Annotated in this window: 25 protein-coding genes; 7 read left to right on the forward strand and 18 right to left on the reverse strand. The window is 70.6% G+C overall.

Annotated features, from left to right (window positions below; genetic code table 11):
* Positions 1–10: 10 nt before the first annotated feature.
* Positions 11–445 carry a DUF948 domain-containing protein gene (locus AV521_RS29225; RefSeq protein WP_107481053.1) on the reverse strand — a complete coding sequence of 145 codons (435 nt, stop codon included), beginning with the start codon at positions 443–445 and terminating at the stop codon, positions 11–13.
* 152 nt (positions 446–597) lie between these two features.
* On the opposite strand from AV521_RS29225, the gene AV521_RS29230 reads away from it, so the two are divergent.
* Complete coding sequence (locus tag AV521_RS29230; protein ID WP_179023456.1) at positions 598–2,775, forward strand: regulator; 2,178 nt, start codon at positions 598–600, stop codon at positions 2,773–2,775.
* A gap of 21 nt (positions 2,776–2,796) precedes the next feature.
* Here AV521_RS29230 and rpsD read toward each other — a convergent pair whose 3' ends face one another.
* From rpsD to AV521_RS29245, 3 genes are all read right to left on the reverse strand, one after another.
* Entirely contained in the window at positions 2,797–3,411 is a 615-nt protein-coding gene (gene rpsD / locus AV521_RS29235; protein WP_031161776.1) for a 30S ribosomal protein S4, read from the reverse strand.
* A 305-nt stretch (positions 3,412–3,716) separates the two neighbouring features.
* Complete coding sequence (locus AV521_RS29240; RefSeq protein WP_076092428.1) at positions 3,717–5,072, reverse strand: replication-associated recombination protein A; 1,356 nt, start codon at positions 5,070–5,072, stop codon at positions 3,717–3,719.
* Positions 5,073–5,201: 129 nt separating this feature from the next.
* A complete protein-coding gene (locus AV521_RS29245; protein ID WP_076092367.1) occupies positions 5,202–5,861 on the reverse strand; it encodes a vitamin K epoxide reductase family protein in 660 nt (219 codons plus the stop codon).
* Between the two features lie 146 nt (positions 5,862–6,007).
* On the opposite strand from AV521_RS29245, the gene AV521_RS29250 reads away from it, so the two are divergent.
* From AV521_RS29250 to AV521_RS29265, 4 genes are read left to right on the forward strand one after another with little or no spacing between them, the layout of a single operon-like run.
* Positions 6,008–6,874 (forward strand): ABC transporter ATP-binding protein, encoded by an 867-nt coding sequence (locus AV521_RS29250; RefSeq protein ID WP_076092430.1) that lies wholly within the window; start codon positions 6,008–6,010, stop codon positions 6,872–6,874.
* A complete protein-coding gene (locus AV521_RS29255; protein WP_076092369.1) occupies positions 6,871–7,713 on the forward strand; it encodes an ABC transporter permease in 843 nt (280 codons plus the stop codon). The genes AV521_RS29250 and AV521_RS29255 overlap by 4 nt, the downstream gene beginning before the upstream one ends.
* The gene (locus AV521_RS29260; protein WP_079249455.1) at positions 7,671–8,912 is read left to right on the forward strand and encodes a sensor histidine kinase; all 1,242 of its coding nucleotides are present in this window, start codon (positions 7,671–7,673) and stop codon (positions 8,910–8,912) included. Before AV521_RS29255 ends, AV521_RS29260 begins: the two co-directional genes overlap by 43 nt.
* Positions 8,909–9,535, forward strand: a complete 627-nt coding sequence (locus AV521_RS29265; protein WP_076092373.1) for a response regulator transcription factor — start codon at positions 8,909–8,911, stop codon at positions 9,533–9,535. The genes AV521_RS29260 and AV521_RS29265 overlap by 4 nt, the downstream gene beginning before the upstream one ends.
* A gap of 39 nt (positions 9,536–9,574) precedes the next feature.
* On the opposite strand, the gene hisS is transcribed toward AV521_RS29265, so the two are convergent.
* Positions 9,575–10,837, reverse strand: a complete 1,263-nt coding sequence (gene hisS / locus AV521_RS29270) for a histidine--tRNA ligase (RefSeq protein ID WP_076092375.1) — start codon at positions 10,835–10,837, stop codon at positions 9,575–9,577.
* A gap of 14 nt (positions 10,838–10,851) precedes the next feature.
* A complete protein-coding gene (locus tag AV521_RS29275) occupies positions 10,852–11,574 on the reverse strand; it encodes an MBL fold metallo-hydrolase (protein ID WP_076092377.1) in 723 nt (240 codons plus the stop codon).
* A gap of 169 nt (positions 11,575–11,743) precedes the next feature.
* Between AV521_RS29275 and AV521_RS29280 the strand changes: the two genes are divergently transcribed.
* Complete coding sequence (locus AV521_RS29280) at positions 11,744–12,571, forward strand: peptidylprolyl isomerase (RefSeq protein ID WP_076092379.1); 828 nt, start codon at positions 11,744–11,746, stop codon at positions 12,569–12,571.
* 153 nt (positions 12,572–12,724) lie between these two features.
* On the forward strand, positions 12,725–13,954 hold the full coding sequence (locus AV521_RS29285) for a DUF349 domain-containing protein (protein ID WP_076092381.1): 1,230 nt from the start codon (positions 12,725–12,727) through the stop codon (positions 13,952–13,954).
* 80 nt (positions 13,955–14,034) lie between these two features.
* Here the strand turns inward: AV521_RS29285 and relA are convergent, their stop codons facing one another.
* The 12 genes from relA to AV521_RS29350 form a co-directional block, all read right to left on the reverse strand.
* The gene (relA, locus tag AV521_RS29290; protein ID WP_076092383.1) at positions 14,035–16,566 is read right to left on the reverse strand and encodes a GTP pyrophosphokinase; all 2,532 of its coding nucleotides are present in this window, start codon (positions 16,564–16,566) and stop codon (positions 14,035–14,037) included.
* Positions 16,567–16,876: 310 nt separating this feature from the next.
* Entirely contained in the window at positions 16,877–17,416 is a 540-nt protein-coding gene (locus tag AV521_RS29300; RefSeq protein ID WP_076092387.1) for an adenine phosphoribosyltransferase, read from the reverse strand.
* Positions 17,413–18,519 (reverse strand): protein translocase subunit SecF, encoded by a 1,107-nt coding sequence (secF, locus tag AV521_RS29305; protein ID WP_076092389.1) that lies wholly within the window; start codon positions 18,517–18,519, stop codon positions 17,413–17,415. Before secF ends, AV521_RS29300 begins: the two co-directional genes overlap by 4 nt.
* 3 nt (positions 18,520–18,522) lie before the next feature.
* The gene (gene secD / locus AV521_RS29310; RefSeq protein ID WP_179023458.1) at positions 18,523–20,310 is read right to left on the reverse strand and encodes a protein translocase subunit SecD; all 1,788 of its coding nucleotides are present in this window, start codon (positions 20,308–20,310) and stop codon (positions 18,523–18,525) included.
* Between the two features lie 142 nt (positions 20,311–20,452).
* Entirely contained in the window at positions 20,453–20,956 is a 504-nt protein-coding gene (yajC, locus tag AV521_RS29315; RefSeq protein ID WP_076092391.1) for a preprotein translocase subunit YajC, read from the reverse strand.
* A 199-nt stretch (positions 20,957–21,155) separates the two neighbouring features.
* The gene (gene ruvB / locus AV521_RS29320) at positions 21,156–22,226 is read right to left on the reverse strand and encodes a Holliday junction branch migration DNA helicase RuvB (protein ID WP_076092393.1); all 1,071 of its coding nucleotides are present in this window, start codon (positions 22,224–22,226) and stop codon (positions 21,156–21,158) included.
* 27 nt (positions 22,227–22,253) lie between these two features.
* Positions 22,254–22,862, reverse strand: coding sequence for a Holliday junction branch migration protein RuvA (ruvA, locus tag AV521_RS29325; protein WP_076092395.1), 609 nt, complete (start codon positions 22,860–22,862; stop codon positions 22,254–22,256).
* Positions 22,859–23,398, reverse strand: coding sequence for a crossover junction endodeoxyribonuclease RuvC (gene ruvC, locus AV521_RS29330; protein ID WP_076092397.1), 540 nt, complete (start codon positions 23,396–23,398; stop codon positions 22,859–22,861). The genes ruvA and ruvC overlap by 4 nt, the downstream gene beginning before the upstream one ends.
* Positions 23,399–23,544: 146 nt before the next feature.
* A complete protein-coding gene (locus AV521_RS29335) occupies positions 23,545–24,297 on the reverse strand; it encodes a YebC/PmpR family DNA-binding transcriptional regulator (protein WP_076092399.1) in 753 nt (250 codons plus the stop codon).
* Positions 24,298–24,345: 48 nt separating this feature from the next.
* A complete protein-coding gene (gene pdxT / locus AV521_RS29340; RefSeq protein ID WP_076092401.1) occupies positions 24,346–24,951 on the reverse strand; it encodes a pyridoxal 5'-phosphate synthase glutaminase subunit PdxT in 606 nt (201 codons plus the stop codon).
* Between the two features lie 14 nt (positions 24,952–24,965).
* Positions 24,966–25,871 (reverse strand): pyridoxal 5'-phosphate synthase lyase subunit PdxS, encoded by a 906-nt coding sequence (pdxS, locus tag AV521_RS29345; protein WP_023552068.1) that lies wholly within the window; start codon positions 25,869–25,871, stop codon positions 24,966–24,968.
* Positions 25,872–25,985: 114 nt separating this feature from the next.
* The gene (locus AV521_RS29350; protein ID WP_076092403.1) at positions 25,986–26,528 is read right to left on the reverse strand and encodes a hypothetical protein; all 543 of its coding nucleotides are present in this window, start codon (positions 26,526–26,528) and stop codon (positions 25,986–25,988) included.
* Between the last annotated feature and the right edge of the window lie 178 nt (positions 26,529–26,706).

A 26,706-nucleotide genomic window follows, 5' to 3' on the forward strand; every position in this document is an offset into this window, starting at 1 on the left:
GGTCTCGTCCTTACTTCCGCTTGCGTCGTGCGGCAGGGACCGTGCGGCCCACGATCACGGTACGCCGGGGCGCCTTCGCGGGCACGTCCTCCTTGCGGCCGCCCAGCGCCCGCCGGACGCCGTAGCCGAAGGCCGCGACCTTGACCAGCGGGCCGCCGAAGGTGGAGGCGACGGTGGTCGACAGCGCGGAGGCGTTCGACGTGACCTCCTGGACGTCGGAGGCGATCGCGTCGACGCGGTCGATCTGGGTCTGCGCGGAGCGCACGGCGGCGGAGGCGTCGGCGAGCAGCGGGACGGCCTGATCGGTCACGTCCGCCACGAGCTTGGTGGTCGCCTTGAGCGTCTGGGTCAGCCTCGCGAGAGCCACCGCGAGGAAGGAGACCAGGATCGCCCAGAACACGGCCACCAGGATCCCGGCCACCTCACCACCGGACACTGTGCGCACCCGCTCCCTGAAACGTGCCTCACCATCGAAAAAGTCGTGTCCGAGCCTATCGCGCCGGGGCCGGGGCTCCGTACCGCATTACCGGGGCCACGGGGCGGAGTTGCGAGAAGCGATTGTACGCATTGAACACACTTCAGTACGCTCCGTGTCCCATGCGAGGTCCTCAGCGCCCTGATCCGTTCGCCGCCGGCGATCCTCCCCTGGAACTGACCACGTTCGTCGGGCGTTCGGCCGAGTTCGCCGAGCTGACGACCGCGCTCGGCCGGGCCCGGCTGGTGACCGTGACCGGGGTCGGCGGTGTCGGCAAGTCCCGGCTGGCCGCGCGGGTCGCCGCCGGGTGGGAGTCCGCCGCCGGGCGGGTGGAGCTGGCGCCGGTACGCGATCCGCAGTTCGTGGAGTACGCGGTGGCGGAGGCGCTGGGGCTGACCGACCACACCGCCCGTCTGCCCCGGGAGACGCTGCTGGAGCATCTGGCCGGCCGTCCGGCCCTGTTGGTGCTGGACGGGTTCGAGCATCTCGTGGATGCCTGTGCCGAGCTGACCGCGGAGCTGCTGCGGAAGCTGCCGCAGCTGCGGGTGCTGGCCGTGGGGCGGCGTCCGCTGGGGCTGGCGGGCGAGCGGCTGTTCCCGCTGGCGCCGCTCGGCGCGGACGAGGCGGTGGAGCTGTTCGCCGACCGGGCCCGGGAGCAGGGGCTCAAGGTCGCCGACGGCCCCGAGGTGCGCGAGCTGTGCCGGCGGCTGGAGGGGATCCCGCTGGCCGTGGAGCTGGCGGCCGGGCGGCTGCGGGCGCTGTCCCCGGCGCAGCTGCTGGAGCGGCTGGACGACCGGTTCCGGCTGCTGAGCACGAGCGGCCGGGACGGCGCGCCGCGCCCGGTCCCCGGCGGTCCCCCGTGCCGCCATCAGACGCTGCGCACAGCGATCGGCTGGAGCCACGAGCTGTGCACGCCGGCCGAGCGGCTGCTGTGGGCGCGTCTGTCGGCGTTCGCGCAGACCTTCGACCTGGAGGCGGTCGAGTACGTGTGCAGCGGGGACGGGCTGCCCGCCGAAGACGTCCTGGACGTGCTGTCGGAGCTGCTGGCCCAGTCGGTCGTCACCCGGGAGGAGTCCCCGGCCGGCCCCCGCTACCGGATGCTGGACACCGTCCGGGCCTACGGCGCCGGCTGGCTGGCAGGGATGGGCGACGCGGCCCGGCTGCGCCGGCGGCACCGGGACTGGTATCTGGGCCTGGCGACCTGGTGCGAGCTGGACTGGTTCTCGCCCCGGCAGGGCGAGGTCGCCGCCCGGGTGGAGGCGGAGCTGCCCAATCTGCGGGCGGCCCTGGAGTTCTGTCTGACGGAGCCTGACGAGGCCCATCTCGGCCAGTACCTCGCGGGGTCGCTGTGGTTCTGCTGGGTCGGCTGCGGCCGGCTCGCGGAGGGCCGGCGCTGGCTGGCGCGCAGCGTCGAGCTGGATTCGGAGTACGAGCAGTCGCGGCTGAAGGCGCTGTGGGTGCTCGGCTATGTGGCGATCCTCCAAGGCGACACGGTGCCGGCGCTGGCGGCGCTGCTGGAGTGCCGGGAACAGGCCGAGCGGGCCGCGGATCCGGCGGCGGTGGCGTACGCCGAGCACCGCACCGGCTGTCTTGCCCTGGTCACCGATGACATGGCCCGTGCAGAAACGCTGCTGCGCTCGGCGCTGGACCGCTATCAGGAGATCGGTGAGCTCAACAGCAATGTGCTGATGGGCCAGGTGGAGCTGGCGATGACGCGGGCCTTCCAGGGGGACCTGCCGGACGCGGTGCGGCTGTGCGAGGACGTGCGCCGGGTGTGCGAGGACCACGGGGAGCGCTGGGCCCGCAGCTACGCACTGTACGTGCTGGCGTACGCGGCCTGGCAGGAAGGCACCCAGGACAGGGCGCGCGACCTGCTCACGGAGTGTCTGCGCAACGCGCACGCCTTCCGCGACCTGCTCGGCTCGGTCATGGTGCTGGAGCTGCTGGCACTGGTGACGGCGGCCCAGGGCGAGCCGGCCGAGGCCGCGCTGCTGCAGGGTGCGGCGGGCCGGATGTGGCCCTCGGTGGGGCTCCCGCTGTTCGGCTCGGCGTACTTCAACGCCCCGCACGAGCGCTGTGCGGCGATGGCACGGCAGGCCCTCGGGGACGCTCGGTACGAGGAGTGCGTGCGCGAAGGGGCCGGGCTGGACCGGGCGGCGGCGGTGTCCCGGGCGCTCGGGGACGACAGACAGCGGCTCGCGGCGCTGCCGACGCCGCGCGGGCCGGTGCAGCACGGCGGTCCCGAGAAACGCGAACCCGCCGCCTCGCCCGCCCGGAAGGGCGGGGAGACGGCGGGCTGAGTCGCTGCGCCGGGGCTGGGATCAGCGGGCGTAGTACTCGACGACGAGCTGCTCGTCGCAGATCACCGGGATCTCCTTGCGGTTCGGCTCGCGGTCCAGGCGGAACGCCAGGGCCTTGAGGTTCACCTGCAGGTAGCGCGGGGTCTCACCCTCGGGGGCGAAGCCACCCTCGCGGGCGATCGTGAAGAGCGTCTTCTCCTTGGAGCGGTCGCGGACCTGCACGACGTCGTCCGGACGGACGCGGAAGGACGGCTTGTCGACCTTCTGGCCGTTGACCTGGATGTGGCCGTGGACGACCATCTGACGGGCCTGGTAGATGGTGCGGGCGATGCCCGAACGCAGGACCAGGGCGTCGAGACGGCGCTCGAGCTCCACGATCAGGGCCTCACCGGTCTTGCCCTGGACCTTGGACGCGCGCTCGTAGGCGCGGACCAGCTGGCGCTCGGAGATGTCGTACTGCGCGCGCAGACGCTGCTTCTCCAGCAGACGGACCTTGTAGTCCGAGTTCTGCTTGCGGCCACGGCCGTGCTCACCCGGCGGGTAGGGGCGGGCCTCGAAGTACTTGACGGCCTTCGGGGTCAGCGCGATGCCGAGGGCACGCGACTTCTTGACCTTGGGGCGGGACTGGTTCGCCACTGTCTCTATCTCTTTCGTAGTTTCCGGCTCGTCAGAGTTAAGGGAGGTCGCCTCCGCAGCCGGGGAAACCCGCCGGATCCGCATGGGACCTGCCGGGCAGCCGCTCCCCTGGTCTGGGCACAACGTGCAGCACGCGAGTGGCCCACCGGCCGTCCCGGAACTCCGGGGGGTGGTGGGCTGCCCGCGACACCGTTCGACGGTGCGCGACGCTCCTGGAACCTCGCGTCCTTGCGGCCGCTGGTTCCGGCTGGGTGTCCCGCTCTGACTGCGCGGGACTCAGCACTTCGGAGAAGTCTACAGGGCGCTCAGGACCGTCTGCGACCGAGGTGCTTCCTGGTCCACTCCACCGCGTCCGCGTACCGCGCCTCGGTGCCGTGCCGGGTCGGGGTGTAGTACTCGCGGTCCTTCAGGGCGTCCGGGGCGTACTGCTGCTGGGCGATGCCCTCGGGCAGGTCGTGCGGATACACATACCCCTGGGCGTGGCCGAGCTTGGCGGCTCCCTTGTAGTGCCCGTCGCGCAGATGCGGCGGGACCGGGCCTGCCAGGCCCTTGCGTACGTCCTCCATGGCGGCGCCGATCGCGGTGGTCGCCGAGTTGGATTTGGGCGCCAGCGCGAGGGCGATGGTGGCGTGGCTGAGGGTCAGGGCGGCCTCGGGGAAGCCGATCATGGCGACGGCCTGGGCCGCGGCGACCGCGATGGGCAGCGCGTTCGGATCGGCCAGGCCGATGTCCTCGCTGGCGGAGATCATCAGGCGGCGGGCGATGAAGCGGGGGTCCTCGCCGGCCTCGATCATGCGGGCCAGGTAGTGCAGGGCCGCGTCGACGTCGGAGCCCCTGATGGACTTGATGAGGGCGCTGGCGACGTCGTAGTGCTGGTCGCCGTCGCGGTCGTACTTCACGGCGGCCCGGTCGACCGTCTGCTCCAGCGTTTCGAGGCTGATCTCACGCTCGCCCTGGTCGAGGGCGGCGCCGGCGGCGGCCTCCAGGGCGGTCAGCGCCCGGCGGGCGTCGCCGCCGGCGATGCGCAGCAGGTGCTCCCCGGTGTTCTCGGGCAGACCGACGGCGTCCTTCAGGCCGCGCTCGTCGGTCAGGGCGCGTTTGAGCAGGCCGCGGATGTCGTCGTCGGTGAGCGGTTCGAGGGTCAGCAGGAGCGAGCGGGACAGCAAGGGGGAGATCACCGAGAAGTACGGGTTCTCCGTGGTGGCCGCGATCAACGTCACCCAGCGGTTCTCGACGGCGGGGAGCAGGGAGTCCTGCTGGGCCTTGCTGAAGCGGTGGATCTCGTCCAGGAAGAGGACGGTCTCCTTGCCGAAGCCGCCGGTGGCGCGGCGGGCTCCGTCGATGACGGCGCGGACCTCCTTGACGCCCGCGGTGATCGCGGACAGCTCCACGAACCGCTTGTTCGTCGCCTTGGAGACCACATACGCGAGCGTGGTCTTGCCGGTTCCGGGCGGGCCCCAGAGGATCACCGAGGACGGTCCGGCGGGGCCGCCGGAGCCCTCGCCGACCAGCCGGCGCAGCGGGGAGCCGGGCTTCAGCAGATGCTGCTGGCCCACGACCTCGTCGAGGGTGCGCGGGCGCATCCGCACCGCCAGGGGGCTGCCTGCCGGGTCCTTCTCCTGGCGTGCTTCTGCTGCGGCGGTGAACAGGTCGGGTTCCACGTCCAAAACCCTAAATCACCGCACTGACAACACGGCCGGGCCGGGGGCTTCGGGAAGGCAGGCCCCAGGCCGTGGCGTCAGATTCGGGGGAGCGTCGGCGACCGACGGCAACGCGGCAGATGTGCGTGCCTAGGCCCAGAGCTGGCTGCCCCAGCGGGTGAGGATCAGCATGGCGATGACGCCGCAGTGGGTGACCGGGACGACCCAGGTGAACTCGGCGAGGAACCGCTTCAGCCAGCCCGGCGCGGGCAGGAAGTCGTTGCGGACGTTGAACGAGGTCACGTACCAGAACATGGTGATCGTGGCGGCCCAGGCCAGCGAGCACCACAGGCACAGCGCGTTGATCCGGTACAGGGACTCGAACTGCAGCCAGGTGACGAAGCAGACGCCGAAGAGCGTGCCGAAGTTGAAGGTCAGCCAGTACCAGCGCGGGAAGCGTGTGCCGGTCAGCAGGCTCATGCCGACGCAGATGACGATGCCGTAGCAGACCAGGCCGAGCATGGGGTTCGGGAAGCCGAAGACGGCCGCCTGCTTGCTCTCCATGACGCTGCCGCAGGACACGATCGGGTTGACGCTGCAGCCCGGTGTGAACGTCTTCCCGACGGCCTTCGCCTCAAGGATCTTGTTCTTGTCGATGGTGATGACCCAGGCGGCCAGCAGTCCGGCCGCGCCGGTGATCAGCAGCAGCAGAGCGAAGGCACGGCTGCCGCCCACCGTGCGCGCGGTGCCGGCGGCACGCTCCGGACCCGACTCCGTGGTGGAGACGTCATTGACTGTCGTCTTGCTCATCACGCCGATTCCGTCACTTGAGAGTTGGACCATCTTCGGGCTCGGGCTCATTGTGCCGCACGCACCCGTGTGTCCACCGTTCGGAGGACATAAGGACGTACGCACGGTGGTCACGGACCGTTCGGTTCCGGCCGATGCTCAAGGGCATGACAGCACACGCGAACGACTTCGCGGTGGACGTCCGGGGGCTGCGCAAGCGGTACGGGGGCGTGACCGCGGTGGACGGGCTGGATCTCGGTATCCGGCGCGGTGAGGTGTTCGGGCTGCTCGGGCCGAACGGCGCCGGCAAGAGCACCACGGTGGAGATCCTCCAGGGCAACCGGTCACGGGACGGGGGCGAGGTGTCCGTGCTCGGCGCGGACCCGGCGGCGGGCACACGCGCGTGGAGGTCCCGTGTGGGAATCGTCTGGCAGGACGAATCGGCGCCCGCGGAGTTGACGGTGCGCGAGACGGTACGGCACTTCGCCCGCTACTACCCGCACCCGCGCGATGCGGAGGAGGTCATCCGCCTGGTCGGCCTCGAAGCGAAGGCGCGCAGCCGGATCAAGGCCCTCTCCGGCGGTCAGCGGCGCCGCCTGGACGTGGCGCTCGGTGTGATCGGCGATCCGGAGCTGCTGCTCCTGGACGAGCCGACCACCGGTTTCGACCCTGCCGCCCGGCGCCAGTTCTGGGATCTGATCCGGCTGCTCGCCGACGGGGGCACGACGATCCTGCTCACCACGCACTACCTGGAGGAGGCCGAGACCCTCGCGGACCGGATCGCGGTCGTCGCGAAGGGCCGGGTCGTCGCCGAGGGCACACCCGCCGGCCTGCGCCGGCGCTACGGCGGTGGGGCCACCGTCAGCTGGACGGAACCCGGCGGCTCCCCGCACACGGAGCACACCGCCACACCGACCCGGACCGTCGCCGGGCTGATGCGCCGCTTCGACGGCGAGATACCCGGACTGACCGTGACCCGCCCCACCCTGGAGGACGTCTATCTCCGGCTGACCGGACAGGAGGCCGTGCGATGACCACGACCAGCGCACGTGCCACCGCCCGCGAGTCCGCCTCCCTGCCCGGCGCCTGGTCGCTCGGGCTGCGGCGGGGCGCTCTGGAGATCAAGCAGTTCTTCCGGCAACGCGAACAGGTGGTCTTCACCTTCGCCTTCCCGGTGGTGTTCCTCTTCCTGTTCGCGTCGATCTTCCGCGACGACGTCCGGGGCGCCGGGATCACCTCCTCCCAGCTGTACGTGCCCGCGATGACGGCCTCCGGGATCATGTCGACGAGTTTCCAGTCGCTCGGCATCTCCATCGCCGTCGAACGGGACGAGAAGGTGCTGCGCCGGCTGCGGGGCACGCCGATGCCGCCGGCGGCCTATTTCCTGGGCAAGATCTGGCTGGTTCTGTTCACCGGCGTCCTGGAGACCGCGATCCTGCTCGCCGTCGGCACGGGGTTCTACGGCGTCCATCTGCCGTCCGACCCCGGCCGCTGGTTCGACTTCGCCTGGATCTTCGTGCTCGGGCTGACCGCGTGCGCGCTGCTCGGCATCGCCGTCAGTTCGGTGCCCAGGTCGGCGAAGAGCGCCAGTTCCGTCGTTGTCCTGCCCTTCCTGCTGCTGCAGTTCGTCTCCGGGGTCTACATCGCCGTGAACACCCTTCCCGGCTGGATGCTCGACATCGGCGCCCTGTTCCCGCTGAAGTGGCTGTGCCAGGGCCTGCGGGGTGTGTTCCTGCCCGACTCGGCGAAGGTGCTGGAGCAGGCGCACGCCTGGGAGTTCGGGCGGATCGCCATGGTGCTGGGCGCGTGGTGCGTCGGAGGATTGGTGCTGTGCCTGCTGACCTTCCGGTGGAAGAACCGGCGCGACGGGTGACGGGCGGCCGGGCCCGGGACGTCGATGCCTGGGACCGCGCGATCCGGCTCTGGGACGTCTACTTCGCCGTCGCATGGGTGGCCACGCTGGCCCTCGTCCTCGGCGCGGAGCATCCCGCGGGGCCGGTGCGCGCGGTCGCGGCCGGGCTGCTCGTGCCGCTGGTGCCCTGGTACGCGCTGTTCGGCCGCCGCATGCTCGCGGAGGACCCTCCGGGCGGGCGCCGGGCCCTGTGGTATCTGGCCGGGGCGCTGGCGCTGTTCCTGCCGTCGGCGGTCCTGGCGGGCGAGACCCGGCTGGTCTCGTTCGCGCTGATCCCCCAGTGCTTCATGACGCTGCGGATGCGCGGCGCGCTGGCGGTGGTGGCCGTGATCAACCTGGCGCCGGTCGCGGGCTGGGCGCTGCTGTGGCGGCCGGGTGCCGGGGACCTGTTCGCCAACGCGCTGTTCGCCGTGGTCAGTCTGGCGTTCTCGACGGTCGTCGGCGCCTGGATCATCCGGATCATCGAGCAGAGCATGGAACGGGCGGAACTGATCGCCGAGTTGGACGCCAGCCGGCACGAGGTGGCCCGGCTGTCGGCCGCGCACGGGGCCCTCGCCGAACGGGAGCGGCTGGCCCGCGAGATCCACGACACCCTCGCCCAGGGGTTCACCAGCCTGCTGATGCTGGTCCAGGCCGTGGACGCGGAACTCGACTCCGACCCGGCGCAGGCCCGCCGCCATCTGGCCCTCATGGACGAGACGGCCCGCCGCAACCTCGCCGAGGCTCGCGCGCTGGTGGCGGGCGGCGCACCCGCCGACCTGGCGGGCACCTCCCTGCCGGACGCCTTGGACCGCCTGACCGCCCGGCACTCGGCGGCACTGGAGGTGACCGGCCCGGTGCGCGCGCTCCCCGCGGGCGTGGAGGTGGTGGCCCTGCGGGCCTGCCAGGAGTCGCTGACCAACGCCCGGAAACACGCGGGGAGTTCGGCACGGGTCGAGGTCCGGCTGCGCTATGCCGACGACACGCTCACCGTGTCCGTCCACGACGACGGCTGCGGATTCCGTCCCGCCACGGTGTCCGGCGGATACGGTCTGGCGGGGCTGCGGGCCCGCGCCGCCGAGGTGGGCGGCAGCGCCGCCGTCCGCAGCGCACCCGGCGACGGTACGACGGTGACCGTACGCCTGCCCGCCCCCGCCGCCCTGAGGAGTGAGACCCCGTGATCCGGATCGTCCTGGCCGACGACCACCCCGTCGTACGGGAGGGACTGCGCGCCATGCTGAGCGCCGAACCGGACCTGGAGGTGGTCGGCGACGCGGCGAGCGGGCCGCAGGCGGAGGCGCTGGCGGCAAAGCTGCGCCCGGACATCGTGCTGATGGACCTGCGCATGCCGGGCGGCTCCGGCGTGGAGTCGATCGTACGGATGACCGCGGCCGGGCTGCCGTGCCGGGTGGTGGTCCTGACGACGTACGAAACGGACCGGGACATCCTGCGGGCCGTGGAGGCGGGCGCCGCGGGCTATCTCCTGAAGGACCTGCCCCGGCGTGAACTGGCGGACGCGGTACGGGCGGCCGCACGCGGCGAGACCGTGCTGGCCCCGTCGGTGGCGGCCCGCCTGGTCGACCAGCTCCGCACCAGGCCGGAACGCCCCCGCCTGTCCGCCCGCGAGACGGCCGTCCTGCGTCTGGTGGCCGAGGGCTGCACCAACGCCGAGATAGGACGCCGTCTGTACATCGGTGAGTCGACGGTCAAGACTCATCTGCTGCGGATCTTCGGGAAGTTGGGGGTGGACGACCGTACGGCGGCGGTGACGAGCGCGCTGCGGTACGGGTTGCTGGAGCAGTGAGCAGGGCGCCGGGAGGGTCCCGGCGCCCTGTGCCGGCCGCTAGCCGAGCCGGGCCTCGAGTTCTGCCACGATCTCGTTCACGCCGATCGCCGTCTGCTCGCCGGACTCCATGTCCTTGAGCTGGACGACGCCGTCGGCGAGGTCGCGCTCGCCGGCCACGATCGTGTAGCGGGCGCCGCTGCGGTTGGCGTTCTTCATGGCGCCCTTCAGGCCCTTGCCGCCGTACGAGAAGTCCGCCGCGACGCCGACCTTGCGCAGTTCGGTGACCTTCGTGAACAGCACCCGGCGGGCCTCCTCGCCGAGCGGCACGGCGTAGACCGACGTCGTGGACGGGAGGTCCAGCTCCACGCCCTCGGCCTCCAGGGCGAGGACCGTGCGGTCGACGCCGAGGGCCCAGCCGACGGACGGCAGCGCGGGGCCGCCGATCATCTCGGACAGGCCGTCGTAGCGGCCGCCGCCGCCCACCGCGGACTGCGAGCCCAGACCGTCGTGCACGAACTCGAAGGTGGTGCGGGTGTAGTAGTCCAGGCCGCGCACCAGCTTCGGGTCGTCCTCGAAGGCGACGCCCGCCGCGGTGATCAGGTCGCGGACCTCCTCGTGGTACGCCTTGCACGCGTCGCACAGGTAGTCGCGCAGCAGCGGGGCTCCCGTGAGCTGCTTCTGGACCGACTCGCGCTTGTCGTCGAGGACGCGCAGCGGGTTGATCTGCGAACGGCGCAGGGTGTCCTCGTCCAGGTCCAGTCCGCGCAGGAAGTCCTGCAGCGCGGCCCGGTACACCGGCCGGCACTCCTTGTCGCCGAGGCTGTTGAGCAGGATGCGGAAGTCGCGCAGGCCGAGCGAGCGGTACGCCTGGTCGGCCAGGATGATCAGCTCGGCGTCCAGCGCCGGGTCCTCCGCGCCGATCGCCTCGGCGCCGACCTGGGAGAAGTGCCGGTACCGGCCCTTCTGCGGGCGCTCGTAGCGGTAGTACGAGCCCGAGTACCAGAGCTTGACCGGGAGGTTGCCCGACTTGTGCAGGTTGGCCTCAAGGGCCGCGCGCAGGACGGAGGCGGTGCCTTCGGGACGCAGGGCCAGCTTGTCGCCGCCCTTGGTCTCGAAGGCGTACATCTCCTTGGTCACGATGTCGGTGGACTCGCCGACACCGCGCGCGAACAGTTCGACGCTCTCGAAGCCGGGCGTCTCGATGTAGCCGTAGCCGGAGTTGCGCAGCGGGGCCGCGATCGCCTCGCGGACGGCCAGGTACTTGGCGGAGTCCGGCGGGATCAGGTCGTACGTGCCCTTGGGGGCCTGGAAGGTACTCACGGAAAGCTCTCTCGTCACATTCCTCGTCGGGGAGCGGTGCTCATGTCCGCGCCGTGACCTTGGCGGTCTGCCGCCACCTGCCGCAGATAGGGGTTGGCGGCGCGCTCCTGGCCGATGGTCGTCTGGGGGCCGTGGCCGGACAGCACCACGGTGGAGTCGTCGAGCGGCAGGCACACGCGGGCCAGCGACTCGAGCATGTCCGCCATGGATCCGCCCGGCAGGTCGGTGCGTCCGATGGAGCCGGCGAACAGCAGATCCCCTGAGAAGAACACCGACGGGATGTCGGCGGTCTCGGGCATCCGGAAGGTCACCGACCCCTTGGTATGGCCCGGCGCGTGTGCGACGGAGAACGTGAGGCCCGCCAGTTCGAGGGTGGTGCCGTTCGTCAGCTCCCGGACGTCGTCCGGCTCCCCCACGGTCAGCTCGCCCATCAGCGGCATGCCGATGGACCGGCCGAGCGCCTTCTCGGGGTCGCTCATCATGTAGCGGTCCTCGGGGTGGATCCAGGCCGGTACGTCGTGTGCGCCGCAGACCGGGACGACCGAGGCGACGTGGTCGATGTGGCCGTGGGTGAGGACGACGGCGACGGGCTTGAGCCGATGCTTCTTCAGTGCTTCCTCGACGCCTTCGGCGGCCTGGTGGCCGGGGTCGATGATCACGCACTCCTCACCGGCGGCGGGGGCGACGAGATAACAGTTCGTCCCCCAGGCCCCGGCGGGGAACCCGGCAATGAGCACGATCGTCCTTCGTTGTGTCGATTACAGGCGGCTTCAGCTGCAGTCAGAGCCTACCGGCGCTGCCGTTTCCTCAGCGAACCCATATACGGTACGGGGCTACACGCAGCGGTCGGCTCACGAGGACGCACGCGTACCGGTCGACACACGACACGCATGAGGAGAGAACCCGGTGGTCAGCCAGGAGCAGCGGCGGCGTCAGCTCGCCCGGGAGAAGTTCTTGCGGCAGCAGCAGCGGCGCACCAATGCGCGGCGCAAGGCCCGCGTGCGCAATTCCGTGATCGCGTCGGTACTGGGCGTGATCGTGATCGGGAGTGTCGCGCTGTACACGACCGATGTGCTGAAGGGCGACAACAAGAAGTCCAACACCGCCGCGGACGTCACGCCCAGCGCCACGCCGAGCAAGGCAGCGGACCCGTGCGCGAAGCCGGCGGCCGGCTCGGCACAGAAGCTGAGCTGGAAGAAGGAGCCGGCGACGACGATCGACGCGTCGGCCAAGTACACGATGAAGCTGGCCACGACGTGCGGTGACATCGACATCGACCTGAAGACGGCGGCGGCCCCGCACACGGTGAACTCGTTCGACTTCCTGGCCGGCAAGGGCTTCTTCGACCACACCAAATGCCACCGGCTGACCACGACCGGCATCTATGTGCTGCAGTGCGGCGACCCGCAGGGCACCGGCATGGGCGGTCCCGGCTACACGCTCCCGGACGAGAACCTGAAGGACAAGAGCCTGAAGGGCAACACGTACCCGGCGGGCACGGTGGCGATGGCCAACACCGGTCAGAAGCACACCGGCGGCAGCCAGTTCTTCCTCGTCTACAAGGACAGCCCGTTGCCGCCCCAGTACACCCCGTTCGGCACGGTCTCGGACGCGGGCATGAAGGTGCTGCAGAAGATCGCCGCCGCCGGCGCCCAGCCGGCCGACCCGTCCACGGGCAACACCGCTCCGAACGCGACCGTGGTGATCAACAAGGCGACGGTGACGAAGTCCTGACACCGTCCTCAAACCCAAGACGGCCAACTGCGGAATTTCGGTCGCGCTGGATGCGGACAGGCAACCCGCTGGTCGCCTATGTTGGCCGTGACGAAACTGTGGACGATGCCCGGGGCGCCGAAGCCCCCGCAGGCATCATGTGGAGGAGGCGCTGTGAGCAGCGACCCGTGGGGCCGCGTCGACGAGACGGGGACCGTGTACGTGCGTACGGCCGACGGCGAGCAGGTCGTCGGATCCTGGGCGGCCGGCTCCCCTGAGGAGGCGCTGGCCTACTTCGAGCGCAAGTACGAGGGCCTGGTTGTCGAGATCGGCCTCCTCGAGAAGCGAGTACAGACCACCGACCTCTCGGCGAAGGACGCCCAGACCGCGATCGACCACCTGCGCGAGCAGGTGGACGCACACCACGCGGTCGGCGACCTGGACGCGCTCCGGGGGCGCCTGGACAAGCTCGTGGCGACCGTCGAGGCGCGTCGCGAGGAGCGCAAGCAGCAGCGGGCCAAGCAGTCCGACGAGGCCCGTAAGGCCAAGGAGGACCTGGTCATCGAGGCGGAGCAGCTGGCGCAGTCCGACCAGTGGCGCTCCGCCGGTGAGCGGCTGCGGTCGCTGGTGGACACCTGGAAGGGGCTGCCCCGGCTGGACCGCAAGTCCGACGACGAGCTGTGGCACCGCTTCTCGCACGCCCGGTCGGCCTTCTCCAAGCGGCGCAAGGCGCACTTCGCGCAGCTGGACGCGCAGCGCGAGGAGGCCCGCCGGACCAAGGAGCGGCTGGTCGCCGAGGCCGAGGCGCTGTCCGGTTCGACGGACTGGGGTCTGACCGCGGCCCGCTACCGCGAGCTGATGGCGCAGTGGAAGGCCGCGGGCCGCGCCCAGCGCGAGCATGAGGACGACCTGTGGAACCGCTTCCGCGGCGCCCAGGACGTGTTCTTCGCCGCCCGCAGCTCGGTGTTCGCCGAGCGGGACGCGGAGCAGTCGGAGAACCTGAAGCTGAAGGAGGAGCTGGCCGAGGAGGCCGAGAAGCTCCTGCCGATCGGCGATCTGAAGTCTGCGCGGGCCGCCTTCCGCTCGATCAACGAGCGCTGGGAGGCCATCGGCCACGTCCCGCGGGACGCGCGTCCGAAGGTCGAGGGCCGGATGCACACGGTCGAGCGGGCTCTCCAGGAGGCCGAGGAGGCCGAGTGGCGCCGGACGAACCCGGAGGCACGCGCGCGTGCCGAGGGTCTGACCGGTCAGCTGCAGGCCGCCGTGGACAAGCTGCGGGGTCAGATCGACCAGGCCCGCGCCCAGGGCAACAACGCCAAGGCCGACAAGCTGGAGCGCGAGCTGGAGGGCCGCCAGGCGCTCCTGGACCAGGCTCTGAAGGGCCTGCAGGAGTTCGGCGGCTAGTTCCCTCAGCAGTATGTGAAAGGGCCCCGTACGCGCGTACGGGGCCCTTTCACATACGTCCTTACGGGTTACACGCGGCCTTACGACCGGCTCCGCCCGGAGGTCACGCGGTAGACGTCGTACACGCCCTCCACGCCCCGTACGGCCTTCAGGACGTGGCCGAGGTGCTTCGGGTCACCCATCTCGAAGGTGAACCGGGAGGTGGCCACCCGGTCGCGGGAGGTCTGGACGGCCGCGGAGAGGATGTTGACGTGCTGGTCGGACAGGACCCGGGTGACGTCCGAGAGCAGCCGGGAGCGGTCGAGGGCCTCGACCTGGATGGCGACCAGGAAGACCGAGGACTGGGTGGGCGCCCACTCGACGTCCAGGATGCGCTCGGGCTCGCGGGACAGTGACTCGACGTTGACGCAGTCGCTGCGGTGAACCGATACGCCGCTGCCGCGCGTGACGAAGCCGATGATCGGGTCGCCGGGCACGGGCGTACAACAGCGGGCCAGCTTGACCCAGACGTCCTCGACGCCCTTGACGACGACACCCGGGTCGGCGCTGGAGCGGCGCTTGCGGCTGCGGCTGCGGGACGGCGGGACCGCCTCGTCGATCTCCTCGGTGGCCGCCTCCTCCCCGCCGAGGGCCTGGACGAGCTTCTGCACGATGTTCTGCGCGGAGACATGGCCCTCGCCGATCGCCGCGTACAGCGCGGAGATGTCCGAGTACCGCATCTCGTGTGCGAGCGTGACGAGGGAGTCGCCGGTGAGGATGCGCTGGATCGGCAGGTTCTGCTTGCGCATCGACCGGACGATCGCGTCCTTGCCCTGCTCGATCGCCTCGTCCCGGCGCTCCTTGGAGAACCAGGCCCGGATCTTGTTGCGCGCCCGCGGCGACTTGACGAAGCCCAGCCAGTCGCGGGACGGCCCGGCCCCGGCCGCCTTGGAGGTGAAGACCTCCACCAAGTCGCCGTTGTCCAGGGTGGATTCGAGCGGTACGAGCCGGCCGTTGACCCGCGCTCCTATGGTGCGGTGGCCGACCTCGGTGTGGACGGCGTACGCGAAGTCGACGGGCGTGGCCCCGGCGGGCAGGGCGATGACATCGCCCTTGGGGGTGAAGACGAAGACCTCGTTGCGGGACAGGTCGAAGCGCAGGGACTCCAGGAACTCGCCGGGGTCCTCGGTCTCCTTCTGCCAGTCCAGCAGCTGCCGCAGCCACGCCATGTCGTTGATGGCGTCCTTGTCCTTGCCGGCCTTGGGCACGTCCGTACGCACCTTGGAGGCGCCGGCGACGGCCTCCTGCTTGTACTTCCAGTGCGCGGCGATGCCGTACTCGGCGCGGCGGTGCATGTCGAAGGTGCGGATCTGCAGCTCGACCGGCTTGCCGTTGGGCCCGATGACCGTCGTGTGCAGCGACTGGTACATGTTGAACTTGGGCATCGCGATGTAGTCCTTGAACCGGCCGGGGACCGGGTTCCATCGCGCGTGCACGGTGCCGAGGGCGGCGTAACAGTCGCGGACCGTGTCGACAAGGACACGAATCCCCACCAGGTCGTAGATCTCGGCGAAGTCGCGACCCCGCACGATCATCTTCTGGTAGACGCTGTAGTAGTGCTTCGGGCGGCCGGTGACGGTCGCCTTGATGCGGGCGGCACGCAGGTCGGCCTGCACCTCGTCGGTCACTATGGCCAGGTATTCGTCACGCTTCGGCGCCCGCTCGGCCACGAGCCGTACGATCTCGTCGTACATCTTGGGGTAGAGGATCGCGAACGCGAGGTCCTCCAGCTCCCACTTGATGGTGTTCATGCCGAGGCGGTGGGCGAGCGGAGCGTAGATCTCCAGCGTCTCGCGCGCCTTCTTCTCCTGCTTCTCACGCTTCAGGTAGCGCATGGTGCGCATGTTGTGCAGGCGGTCGGCGAGCTTGATGACCAGGACGCGCGGGTCCTTGGCCATGGCGACGACCATCTTGCGCACGGTCTCGGCCTGTGCGGCCTCACCGAACTTGACCTTGTCGAGCTTGGTGACGCCGTCGACGAGCAGGGCGACCGTGTCGCCGAAGTCGCGGCGCAGCTGGTCGAGGCCGTACTCGGTGTCCTCGACGGTGTCGTGCAGCAGCCCCGCCATCAGCGTGGCCGGATCCATGCCCAGCTCGGCGAGGATGGTGGTGACGGCGAGCGGATGCGTGATGTACGGGTCGCCGCTCTTGCGCTTCTGGCCGCGGTGCCAGCGCTCGGCGACCTGGTAGGCACGCTCGATCTGGCGAAGCGTGGAGTTCTCGATCTTGGGGTCGTTGCTGCGGACTATCCGCAGCAGGGGCTCCAGGACCGGGTTGTAGGGGTTCGCGCGCTGCACACCGAGGCGGGCCAGACGGGCGCGGACGCGGTTGGAGGAGCCGGTGCGGGTCTGACCGGCGGGCTGGCGCACCACGGGCGGCTGCACCGGGCGCTCGGCCGGGGCCGGCTTGGGACGCGCGGCCTCGGCAGCCTTTTCGACGGGCGCGGACTGGGCGTGCTCGATCGGCCCGCGGGTGTCGTTCTTCGCGTTGGACGCGTGTGGCGCGGGCTTGGCCGCGGGCGCCGAGGCGGGCTCGGGCTTGGCGGCGGTCAGTGGCTGGGCCTCGTCTGGCAAGAGGGCTCCTCGTGCGCGATCCGGGTCCCCCGGTCAGGCTCCGGAGACCCCATGGTAGCGATCCTGCGGCTGGTCATCGCCTTCAGGCGGAAGTGAGGACCATTCACTGCTGAAACACGGGAGGCTCCCGCCTGATTCCGGGAGGTGGATTCCGGGTGCTTCGGGGGCGTGCGGGGGGTGACCTGGAAGTGGACGGCGACGGCCCGCGGAGGCCACCCGCACCCGGCGCCGCATGCCGTACAGGCGGTGTGGGCGGGAAACACAAAGCGGCCTACGGCGAAGCGCCGAGGCCGCTTGTGCAGCAATCCGCTCAGACCTGGAGCAGCGCCTCCAGCGGCGCCCCGTCCAGGGCGGGCTCCAGCCGGGCCCGGCCCGCCAGGAAGCCCAGTTCCATCAGGACCGCAAGGCCGGAGACATCGGCACCGGCGCGCTGGATCAGCTGGATCGCGGCCTCGGCCGTACCCCCTGTGGCGAGGACGTCGTCCACGATCAGGACGCGGTCCCCCGCGGCCAGGTCCTCCGCGTGCACCTCGATCTCGGCCGAGCCGTACTCCAGGTCGTACGCCTGTCGCAGCGTCGTCCCGGGCAGCTTGCCCGCCTTGCGGACCGGGATGAAGCCGAGGCCCGCGCGCAGCGCGACCGGCGCGCCGAGGATGAAGCCCCGGGCCTCCAGGCCGACGACCTTGGTCGCGCCGGTGTTCGTGGCGATCCCGGCCAGCGCGTCGGTGAGCGCCGTGAACGCGGCCGGGTCCGCCAGCAACGGGGTGATGTCCTTGAACATCACGCCCGGCTCGGGGTAGTCCGCGACATCGCGGATACGGCTGAGCAGCAGCTCCTTGACGTCGGTCATCGCCGCTTCCCGGAGGGTCGGCCGCGGCCCCGGCCGCGGGACGCGGGCTGGTTGCGGGGGCCCACGACGGCGGGGGCCGCGTCGGCGGGTTCGTCGTCGGCGGCGCGGTCCGCAGCGAGGTCCTCCTCGGCGGCGGCCTGGGCGCGCTTGGCCAGGACCCGCTTGGTGAGGGACTTCATCGCCGGCTCTCGCTCCTTGAGATCGGCGACGAGCGGCGTGGCAATGAAGATCGAGGAGTAGGCACCGGCGGCGAGACCGACGAACAGCGACAGCGAGATGTCGTTCAGCGTGCCCGCGCCGAGGAAGCCGCCGCCGATGAACAGCAGGCCGGCCACCGGCAGCAGGGCGACCACGGTGGTGTTGATCGAGCGGACCAGCGTGCCGTTGATCGACTGGTTGGCGATGTCGCTGTAGGTGAGGCGGGTCTGCCTGGTGATGTCCTTCGTCTGCTCCTTGAGGCTGTCGAAGACGACGACCGTGTCGTAGAGCGAGTAACCGAGGATCGTCAGCAGACCGATGACCGTACCGGGGGTGACCTCGAAGCCGACCAGGGCGTAGATACCGGTCGTGATGGTGATGTCGTGGATCAGCGCGACCAGGGCCGCCACGGCCATGCGCCACTCGAAGGCGATGGCCAGGTAGATCACGACGAGCACCATGAAGATGCCCAGGCCCTCCCAGGCCTTGTTGGCGATCTGTTCACCCCAGCTCGGGCCGACCAGGTCGGCGGCGAGCTTCTCGGGGTTGAGGTTCAGGTCCTTGGCCAGCTCCTGCTTGATCTTGTCGGACTGGCCGGTGTCGATACCGGCGATCTGGATGCGCAGGCTGCCGTTGCCGAGCTTCTGCACGATCGCCTCATGGCCGGAGGCGTCCTTGGCGTACGTCTCCGCCTGGGCCACCGAGGTGCTCATCCTGGTCGGCGTGGTGAAGACCGCGCCGCCCTTGAACTCGATGCCCATGTTCAGGCCGCGCACCGCCAGGCCGACGATGGCCGTGATGGTGATCAGGATGGAGACGCCGTACCAGATCTTGCGCTTGCCGACGAAGTCGTACGAGATCTCGCCGCGGTGCAGTCGAGCGCCGAGGTTGCCGAGTTTCGACATCGCTCAGGCCTCCTTCGGGTCGACAGAGCCGGCGACAGGACCGGCGGGACGGCGGGTGCGGCGCAGCGGCGGCTTGGCACCCAGGCTCTTCGGGTCGAGACCGGACCACTTGTGACCGCCTGCGAAGAACTTGCGGCGGGCGAGCAGCGTCATGAGCGGCTTGGTGAAGAGGAAGACGACGACCACGTCGAGGACGGTGGTCAGGCCGAGCGTGAACGCGAAGCCCTGGACCTTGCCGACGGTCACGATGAACAGGACGGCGGCCGCGAGGAACGACACGAAGTCGGAGACCAGGATGGTGCGCCGGGCGCGCGGCCAGGCCCGCTCGACGGCGGGGCGCAGCGAGCGGCCCTCGCGGATCTCGTCCCGGATGCGTTCGAAGTACACGATGAACGAGTCCGCGGTGATACCGATGGCCACGATGGCACCGCAGACCGCCGGCAGGTTCAGCGCGAAGTGGATGGCCGGGCCGAGCAGCGACATGATCACGTAGGTGAGGATCGCAGAGACCAGCAGCGAAGCCATGGCGACGAGCGAGAGACCGCGGTAGTAGACCACCAGGTAGAGCACGACCAGCCCGAGGCCGATCGCGCCGGCGAGCAGACCGGCGTGCAGCTGCTCACCGCCGAGCGCGGCGGTGACGGTGGTGACGGACTGCTCCTGGAAGGAGAGCGGCAGAGCGCCGTACGACAGCATGTTGGCGAGGCTCTGGGCGTCCTGCTGGGTGAAGCTGCCGGAGATCTCCGCCTGGCCACCGGTGATGGCCTGGCTCACGTACGGGCTGGAGACGACCTCGCCGTCGAGGACGATGCCGAACTCGTTCTGCGGGGCCTGGTTCTTCGCCAGCTGGCCGGTGACGTCCGCGAACTTCTTGGAACCGCTGGAGGTGAAGTTCATCACGACCTGCCAGCCGGAGGCACCCTGGGTGTCGAACCGGGCGGCGGCGTTCTTCACCTCGGTGCCGTCCACGGCGGCCGGGCCGAGCACGTACTTGTACCAGACCTTCTTGATCTGGCCGCAGGCCACCGTGGGGTCGCCGGGCTTGGCGGCGCCTCCGACCTTGGCCCGCTGGTCGGGCTTGGTGCAGTCCAGGGCGGCGTACTGGGCCTGCAGCTTGGCGGCCTCCGCGCTGGCGCCGGCGGAGGCCGACGGGGTGGCCTTCGGCGTGGAGCTGCCGGAGGCGGAGCCGCTCGGCGAGGGAGTGGAGCCGGCCTTCAGCGCGCCGGTGACGGCGCGGCCCTGGGAGGTCGCCGAGGCCTTGGGGGACGCGGTGGAGGACGAGGACGCCTTCTCCTTGGAGGAGGCGCTGTGGGAGGGGCTCGCGCTCGGCTTCGGCGAGGAGCTGCCGCTGGGGGAGGCGCTCGGCGACGGGCTCTGGGCGCCGGCGCCGCTGGGCTCGCTGGCCAGGACCGGGCGGAAGTACAGCTTCGCGGTGGTGCCGACCTGCTGCTGGGCCTCCTTGGAGTTGGTGCCCTTGGGGATGTTGACGATGATGTTGTCGTTCCCCTGGGTCTGCACCTCCGCCTCGGAGACGCCGAGGCCGTTGACACGGCGGTTCATGATGTCGACCGCGGTGTCCATGTTGGCCTTGTTGATCGCGGACCCCTGGTCGGCCTTCGCCTTGAGCGTGATGCTCGTACCACCGGCGAGGTCGATGCCCAGACGCGGAGTGGTGTTCCCGGACAGGAACATGCCTCCGGTGAGCGCCACGATGGCGATCAGGATGAGGGCCAGCGAGCGCCCTGGCTTGCTCTGGGCGCTCGCACTCCGGCCCCTCTTAGGTGCTGCCACCTTCTCGTACTCCCTCTCGGGCCGCTCCGCGTTGGTCGGCGCGGTCGGCCATGACATGGTGTCGGGCTGCTCCGTACGGGAAACAGACGCCCGGTGGTGCGCGGGGCGTGATTATGCCGCTTGGCGCACCACCGGGGCGTGACTACTTCGCGTCGGAGTCGCCGTCGGTCTTCTTCGGCTCGTCGTCCGCCTTGGCCTCGGCGGCCTCGGCCGCGTCGGTACCGTCCTCGCTGGCGTCCTTCTTACCGAGGTCGACGGCCTTGTCGTCGGAGGCGGCGGCAGCGGGCGAGTCGGACTCGTCGCTCTCGGTGAGGGAGGAGGCGTCGTCCGGGACGATGTCGGCGTCGGACTTCAGGTCGTGCTCGATGCCGTGGACGATGCGGTTGTACTCGTCGTCGGTGAGAACGGCGCCGATCGCGTTCTTGGCGAAGAGGAGTTCGACACCAGGGCCGGCGTCGAGGAGGACCGTGTCCTCGCCCACCTCCTTGACCGTCGCGTACATCCCCCCGATCGTGCGGACACCGGAGCCGGGCTGCATCTCGTTCCGCATCTGGCTGGCCTGCTGCTGCTTCTTCTTGGCCGAACGTGTCATCAGGAACATGGCCGCGATGAGCACGATGAAGGGGAGAAGGGTAAAGGCATTCACGGGACGGAATTTCCTTCGCGCGACCGCGGCGGAGAGCGGCCTGTTGACGGGGGTGTGGTCGGCGCCGCCCGCAAGGGCGGCATCGGCGGAGTCTAAGCGAGTCCGCGCGCATGGAACAACGCTCAGCATGGCACCTGGGTTCCTGCTCAGGCCAATGCCTCCGCCGTCACAGAGAGATCACGGCGCCATCACGGGGCCGTCAGGCCCCGAACAGATCTTGTTGTCCGTTTCCCCCGGTAACCGAGCGGGGCGGGGTCAGGCCCAGGTGCGCCCAGGCGGCCGGCGTGGCGACACGGCCTCGTGGCGTGCGGGCGAGGAGCCCCTCCCGCACGAGGAAGGGTTCGGCGACCTCCTCGACGGTCTCCCGCTCCTCCCCCACCGCGACGGCCAGCGTGGACAGGCCGACCGGGCCGCCGCCGAACAGCTTCAGCAGGGCTTCCAGGACCGCGCGGTCGAGTCGGTCGAGACCGCGGCCGTCGACCTCGTAGACGGCGAGGGCCGCCGCGGCGATCTCCCGGGTGATCAGGCCGTCCGCCTTGACCTGCGCATAGTCCCGGACACGGCGGAGCAGGCGGTTGGCGATCCGGGGTGTGCCCCGGGAGCGACCGGAGATCTCGGCGGCGCCGTCCGGCTCGATCTCGACGTCGAGCAGGTTCGCCGACCGGTGTACGACGCGCTCCAGCTCGTGCGGCTCGTAGAACTCCATGTGGGCGGTGAAGCCGAAGCGGTCGCGCAGCGGGGGCGGCAGCAGGCCCGCGCGCGTGGTCGCGCCGACCAGGGTGAACGGGGGCAGCTCCAGCGGGATCGCGGTGGCGCCGGGGCCCTTGCCGACGATGACGTCGACGCGGAAGTCCTCCATCGCCATGTACAGCATCTCCTCGGCGGGCCGGGACATCCGGTGGATCTCGTCGAGGAAGAGGACCTCGCCCTCCTGGAGGGAGGAGAGGATCGCGGCGAGGTCGCCGGCGTGCTGGATGGCGGGGCCGGAGGTGATGCGGATGGGGGCGCCCATCTCGGCCGCGATGATCATCGACAGGGTGGTCTTGCCGAGGCCGGGCGCACCGGAGAGCAGCACATGGTCGGCGGTGGCGCCCCGCGCGCGTGCGGCCCGCAGGACGAGGTCGAGCTGTTCGCGGACCTTCTCCTGGCCGATGAACTCGCCGAGGTCCTTGGGGCGCAGGGCGGCCTCGACGGCCTGGTCCTCCCGGTCGGCGGACGCACCGACGAGCCGCTCGGCGGCGGGGGTGTCGGTCGTGTCGTCCCAGTTCATGTGCAGAGCCTCGATCGTCGTGGGGGGTCAGCGGGCGCGGTTCAGGGTCTGCAGGGCGGCCTTCAGCAGCTGACCCACCTGGGGCGTGCCGCCGGTGGCTTCGGCCTGCGGAGCCACGGCCGCGACCGCCTCGTCGGCCTCGCGGGTGGCGTAGCCGAGGCCGATCAGGGCCGCGTGCAGCTGGTCGCGCCAGCCCTGGGTGACCGGCGCGCCGATCGCGGGTGCTGTCCCGACGGGTTCGCCGAGCCGGTCCTTCAGCTCCAGCAGCAGCTTCTGCGCACCCTTCTTGCCGATGCCGGGGACCGCGGTGAGTGCCTTCTCGTCACCGGTGGTGACGGCGCGGCGCAGCGCGTCCGGGGTGTGCACGGCGAGCATCGCCTGGGCCAGGCGCGGGCCGACGCCGCTCGCCGTCTGCAGCAGCTCGAAGACCTGGCGCTCGTCGTCGTCGCCGAAGCCGTACAGGGTCAGCGAGTCCTCGCGGACGACGAGCGAGGTGTGCAGCTTGGCGGGCTGGCCCATGCGGAGCGTGGACAGTGTGTTCGGTGTGCACTGGACGGCCATGCCGACGCCGCCGACCTCGACGACCGCGGCGTCGGGGGCGAGCGCGGCGACCGTGCCGCTGACGAAGGCGATCATGCCGTACGGCCTTTCGTTGCGTTGACTGTGTGGCGGGCGACCGCCTGCTGGAGCCGGTTCTGCGCGGGGGCGCGCCAGATGTGGCAGATGGCGAGCGCGAGGGCGTCGGCGGCGTCTGCGGGTTTGGGCGGTGCGGAGAGCCGCAGCAGCCGGGTCACCATGGCGCCGACCTGCGCCTTGTCGGCCCGTCCGGTGCCGGTGACGGCCGCCTTGACCTCGCTCGGTGTGTGCAGCGCGACGGGGAGGCCACGCCGGGCGGCGCACAGCATGGCCACGGCGCTGGCCTGGGCGGTGCCCATCACCGTACGGACGTTGTGCTGGCTGAAGACGCGCTCGACGGCGACGAACTCGGGCCGGTGCTCGTCCAGCCACTGCTCTATGCCCTGCTCGACGGCGAGGAGGCGGTGGCTGAGGTCGGCGTCCATGGGTGTGCGGACGACACCGACGCCGAGCATGGTGAGCGGACGGCCCGCGACCCCCTCCACGACACCGACACCACACCGGGTCAGCCCCGGGTCCACCCCCAGTACACGCACCGCGTCCCCCTCCCTTCGCCGACTCGATCAGCTGTTTGTGCAGGCTATCGGTTGGCACTGACAACGCGATGCACCGGCGCCCGGTACGGCGACGGGCCGACGGGTTGTCCCGTCGGCCCGTGAGACCTGCGAAGCGCGCGGCAGCGTTACGCGTCGACCTTCTCCATGATCTCGTCGCTCACGTCGAAGTTGGCGAAGACGTTCTGCACGTCGTCGCTGTCCTCGATCGCGTCGATGAGCTTGAAGATCTTCCTGGCGCCGTCCTCGTCCAGCTCGACCTGCATGGTCGGGACGAAGTTGGCCTCGGCGGAGTCGTAGTCGATCCCGGCCTCCTGGAGGGCGGTGCGGACCGCGACCAGGTCGGTGGCCTCGCTGAGCACCTCGAAGGACTCGCCGAGGTCGTTGACCTCCTCGGCGCCCGCGTCCAGGACGGCACCGAGCACGTCGTCCTCGGACAGCTCGCCCTTCGGGACGATGACGACGCCCTTGCGGTTGAAGAGGTACGACACCGAGCCCGGGTCGGCCATGGAGCCGCCGTTGCGGGTCATGGCGACACGCACGTCGGAGGCGGCGCGGTTGCGGTTGTCGGTGAGGCACTCGATGAGCACCGCGACACCGTTCGGGCCGTAGCCCTCATACATGATCGTCTCGTAGTCGGCACCGCCGGCCTCGAGACCGCCACCGCGCTTGATCGCGGAGTCGATGTTCTTGTTGGGGACCGACTGCTTCTTGGCCTTCTGGACGGCGTCGTAGAGCGTCGGGTTGCCGTCGAGGTCGACGCCGCCCATGCGCGCCGCGACCTCGATGTTCTTGATGAGCTTCGCGAAGAGCTTGCCGCGCTTGGCGTCGATCACGGCCTTCTTGTGCTTCGTCGTGGCCCATTTAGAGTGGCCGGACATCTGCCTGTCTCCTTCGCGTAACCCATCTATGAACGAACGCCAGAGATCCTACAAGGACTCCGAGGTCCCGTTGGCGCGCACCATGTCGACGAACAGGGAGTGCACACGGTGATCGCCGGTCAGTTCGGGGTGGAACGACGTGGCGAGCACGTTGCCCTGGCGGACGGCGACGATGTGGCCGTCGTGCTCGGCGAGCACCTCGGCTCCGGCGCCCACGGACTCCACCCAGGGGGCGCGGATGAAGACGCCCTCCACAGGATCGCCCGGGATGCCCCGCACGTCGACCGCGGCCTCGAACGACTCGTTCTGGCGGCCGAAGGCGTTGCGGCGCACGATCATGTCGATGCCGCCGATCGTCTCCTGGCCCGAACGCGGGTCGAGGATCTTGTCGGCGAGCATGATCATGCCGGCGCAGGTGCCGTAGACGGGCATGCCGTCCTGCACGCGCGCGCGCAGGGGCTCCATCACGCCGAACAGGATGGCCAGCTTGGAGATGGTGGTGGACTCGCCGCCGGGCAGGACGAGGCCGTCGACCTCGGCGAGTTCCTCGGGGCGCCGCACCGGCCTGGCCACGGCGTCGGCCGCGGCCAGGGCGATGAGGTGCTCCCGTACGTCGCCCTGGAGGGCCAGGACGCCTATGACGGGGGTGTTCATGTGATCCGGTGCCCTTACCAGCCGCGGTTGGCGTAGCGCTCGGTCTCGGGGAGGGTGTCGCAGTTGATGCCGACCATGGCCTCGCCGAGGTTGCGGGACGCGTCCGCGATGATCTTCGGGTCGTCGTAGAAGGTGGTGGCCTTCACGATGGCGGCGGCGCGCTTGGCCGGGTCGCCGGACTTGAAGATGCCGGAGCCGACGAACACGCCCTCGGCGCCGAGCTGGCGCATCAGGGCCGCGTCGGCCGGGGTGGCCACGCCGCCGGCGGAGAAGAGGACCACCGGGAGCTTGCCCAGCTCGGCGACCTCCTTGACCAGCTCGTAGGGGGCGCGCAGCTCCTTGGCGGCGGCGTACAGCTCGTGGTTGTCGAAGCCGCGCAGCTTGGCGATCTCGTTCTTGATCTGGCGCAGGTGGCGCACGGCCTCGACGACGTTGCCGGTGCCGGCCTCGCCCTTGGAGCGGATCATCGCGGCGCCCTCGGCGATGCGGCGCAGGGCCTCGCCCAGGTTGGTGGCACCACACACGAACGGGGTGGTGAAGGCCCACTTGTCGGAGTGGTTGACCTCGTCGGCCGGGGTGAGGACCTCGGACTCGTCGATGTAGTCGACACCGAGGGACTGCAGCACCTGGGCCTCGACGAAGTGGCCGATACGGGACTTGGCCATGACCGGGATGGAGACGGCGTCGATGATCCCCTCGATCATGTCCGGGTCGGACATGCGGGCCACGCCGCCGTCCTTGCGGATGTCGGCGGGGACCCGCTCCAGGGCCATGACGGCGACGGCGCCCGCGTCCTCGGCGATCTTCGCCTGCTCCGGCGTGACGACGTCCATGATCACGCCGCCCTTGAGCTGCTCGGCCATACCGCGCTTCACGCGGGCGGTGCCGGTCTCGGGAGCCTGGTTCTCGGTGGTGGACACGGGTGACCTCACTGACGGGAAAGAGGATTTCTGCACCGATGAGGAAACGCGAGTGGAGCAGGCCACAGCAAGGGCCAATGGCAAGCCGGTGGATCCTTTTCGTCCACCTGGGGTTCAGGCGGCCCGTTCCACCAGAGCCGCGGGCGGCTCGTCGTCCATCTCGAAGGCCAGCGGGAACGGGGCGTGGCCGGCCAGCCTGAACCAGCGGACCTTGCGGTGCTCGCGGAGCCTTCGGGCGGCTCCCACGGCGTCGTTGTGGAAGCGGCGGGCCATCGGGACCCGGCGGACGGCCTCGGCCAGCTCACGGGCCGCCTCCTCGCCGCCCGGGGCCTCCCGTACGGCCTCCACCTGGGCCGGGTCCTCGAACACCGCGCGCAGCGCCTGGCTCAGCTCGCTCTCGGTGACCTCCCGCTGCTCCTCCTCGGCCTGCCGGGCCGCGTGCGCGGCCTCGTACAGCACGATCGAGGCGGCCGGGTCCAGCACACCCGAGGTCGCGAGTTCCTGCGCGACGGAGGCCCGGCGCAGCAGCTGCGCGTCGAGCGCGGCCCGCGCGGCGTCCATCCGCACGTGCAGCCGGTCCAGCCGCCCGGCCGTCCAGCTGAGGTACACGCCGATCGCGACAAGCGCGACGAGGATCCAGATGAGGGTTGCGGTCACGGCCGAAGGCTATCGGCACACTCCAGCCGCGCTCGAAGCCCGCCAGTCCCGCGGGCCACGCTCGAAACCCGCCAGCCCCGTCGGCCGCGCTCAAAGCCCACCACCCCCGCCAGCCGCACCCGAAACCCGGCCACCCCCGCCAGCCGCACCCGACACCCGCCAACCCGGACAGCCGAAC

The sequence above is a fragment of the Streptomyces sp. IMTB 2501 genome (assembly GCF_001953885.1).
Taxonomy (GTDB): Bacteria; Actinomycetota; Actinomycetes; order Streptomycetales; family Streptomycetaceae; genus Streptomyces.

Excerpts from the sequence above, each read along its gene's own strand:
- AV521_RS29230 (WP_179023456.1), top strand. The coding sequence starts at position 598 with ATGCGAGGTCCTCAGCGCCCTGATCCGTTCGCCGCCGGCGATCCTCCC.
- AV521_RS29245 (WP_076092367.1), bottom strand. The coding sequence starts at position 5,861 with ATGAGCAAGACGACAGTCAATGACGTCTCCACCACGGAGTCGGGTCCG.
- AV521_RS29250 (WP_076092430.1), top strand. The coding sequence starts at position 6,008 with ATGACAGCACACGCGAACGACTTCGCGGTGGACGTCCGGGGGCTGCGC.
- AV521_RS29255 (WP_076092369.1), top strand. The coding sequence starts at position 6,871 with ATGACCACGACCAGCGCACGTGCCACCGCCCGCGAGTCCGCCTCCCTG.
- AV521_RS29300 (WP_076092387.1), bottom strand. The coding sequence starts at position 17,416 with ATGACCGACGTCAAGGAGCTGCTGCTCAGCCGTATCCGCGATGTCGCG.
- secF (WP_076092389.1), bottom strand. The coding sequence starts at position 18,519 with ATGTCGAAACTCGGCAACCTCGGCGCTCGACTGCACCGCGGCGAGATC.
- ruvB (WP_076092393.1), bottom strand. The coding sequence starts at position 22,226 with ATGAACTGGGACGACACGACCGACACCCCCGCCGCCGAGCGGCTCGTC.
- ruvA (WP_076092395.1), bottom strand. The coding sequence starts at position 22,862 with ATGATCGCCTTCGTCAGCGGCACGGTCGCCGCGCTCGCCCCCGACGCC.
- AV521_RS29335 (WP_076092399.1), bottom strand. The coding sequence starts at position 24,297 with ATGTCCGGCCACTCTAAATGGGCCACGACGAAGCACAAGAAGGCCGTG.
- pdxT (WP_076092401.1), bottom strand. The coding sequence starts at position 24,951 with ATGAACACCCCCGTCATAGGCGTCCTGGCCCTCCAGGGCGACGTACGG.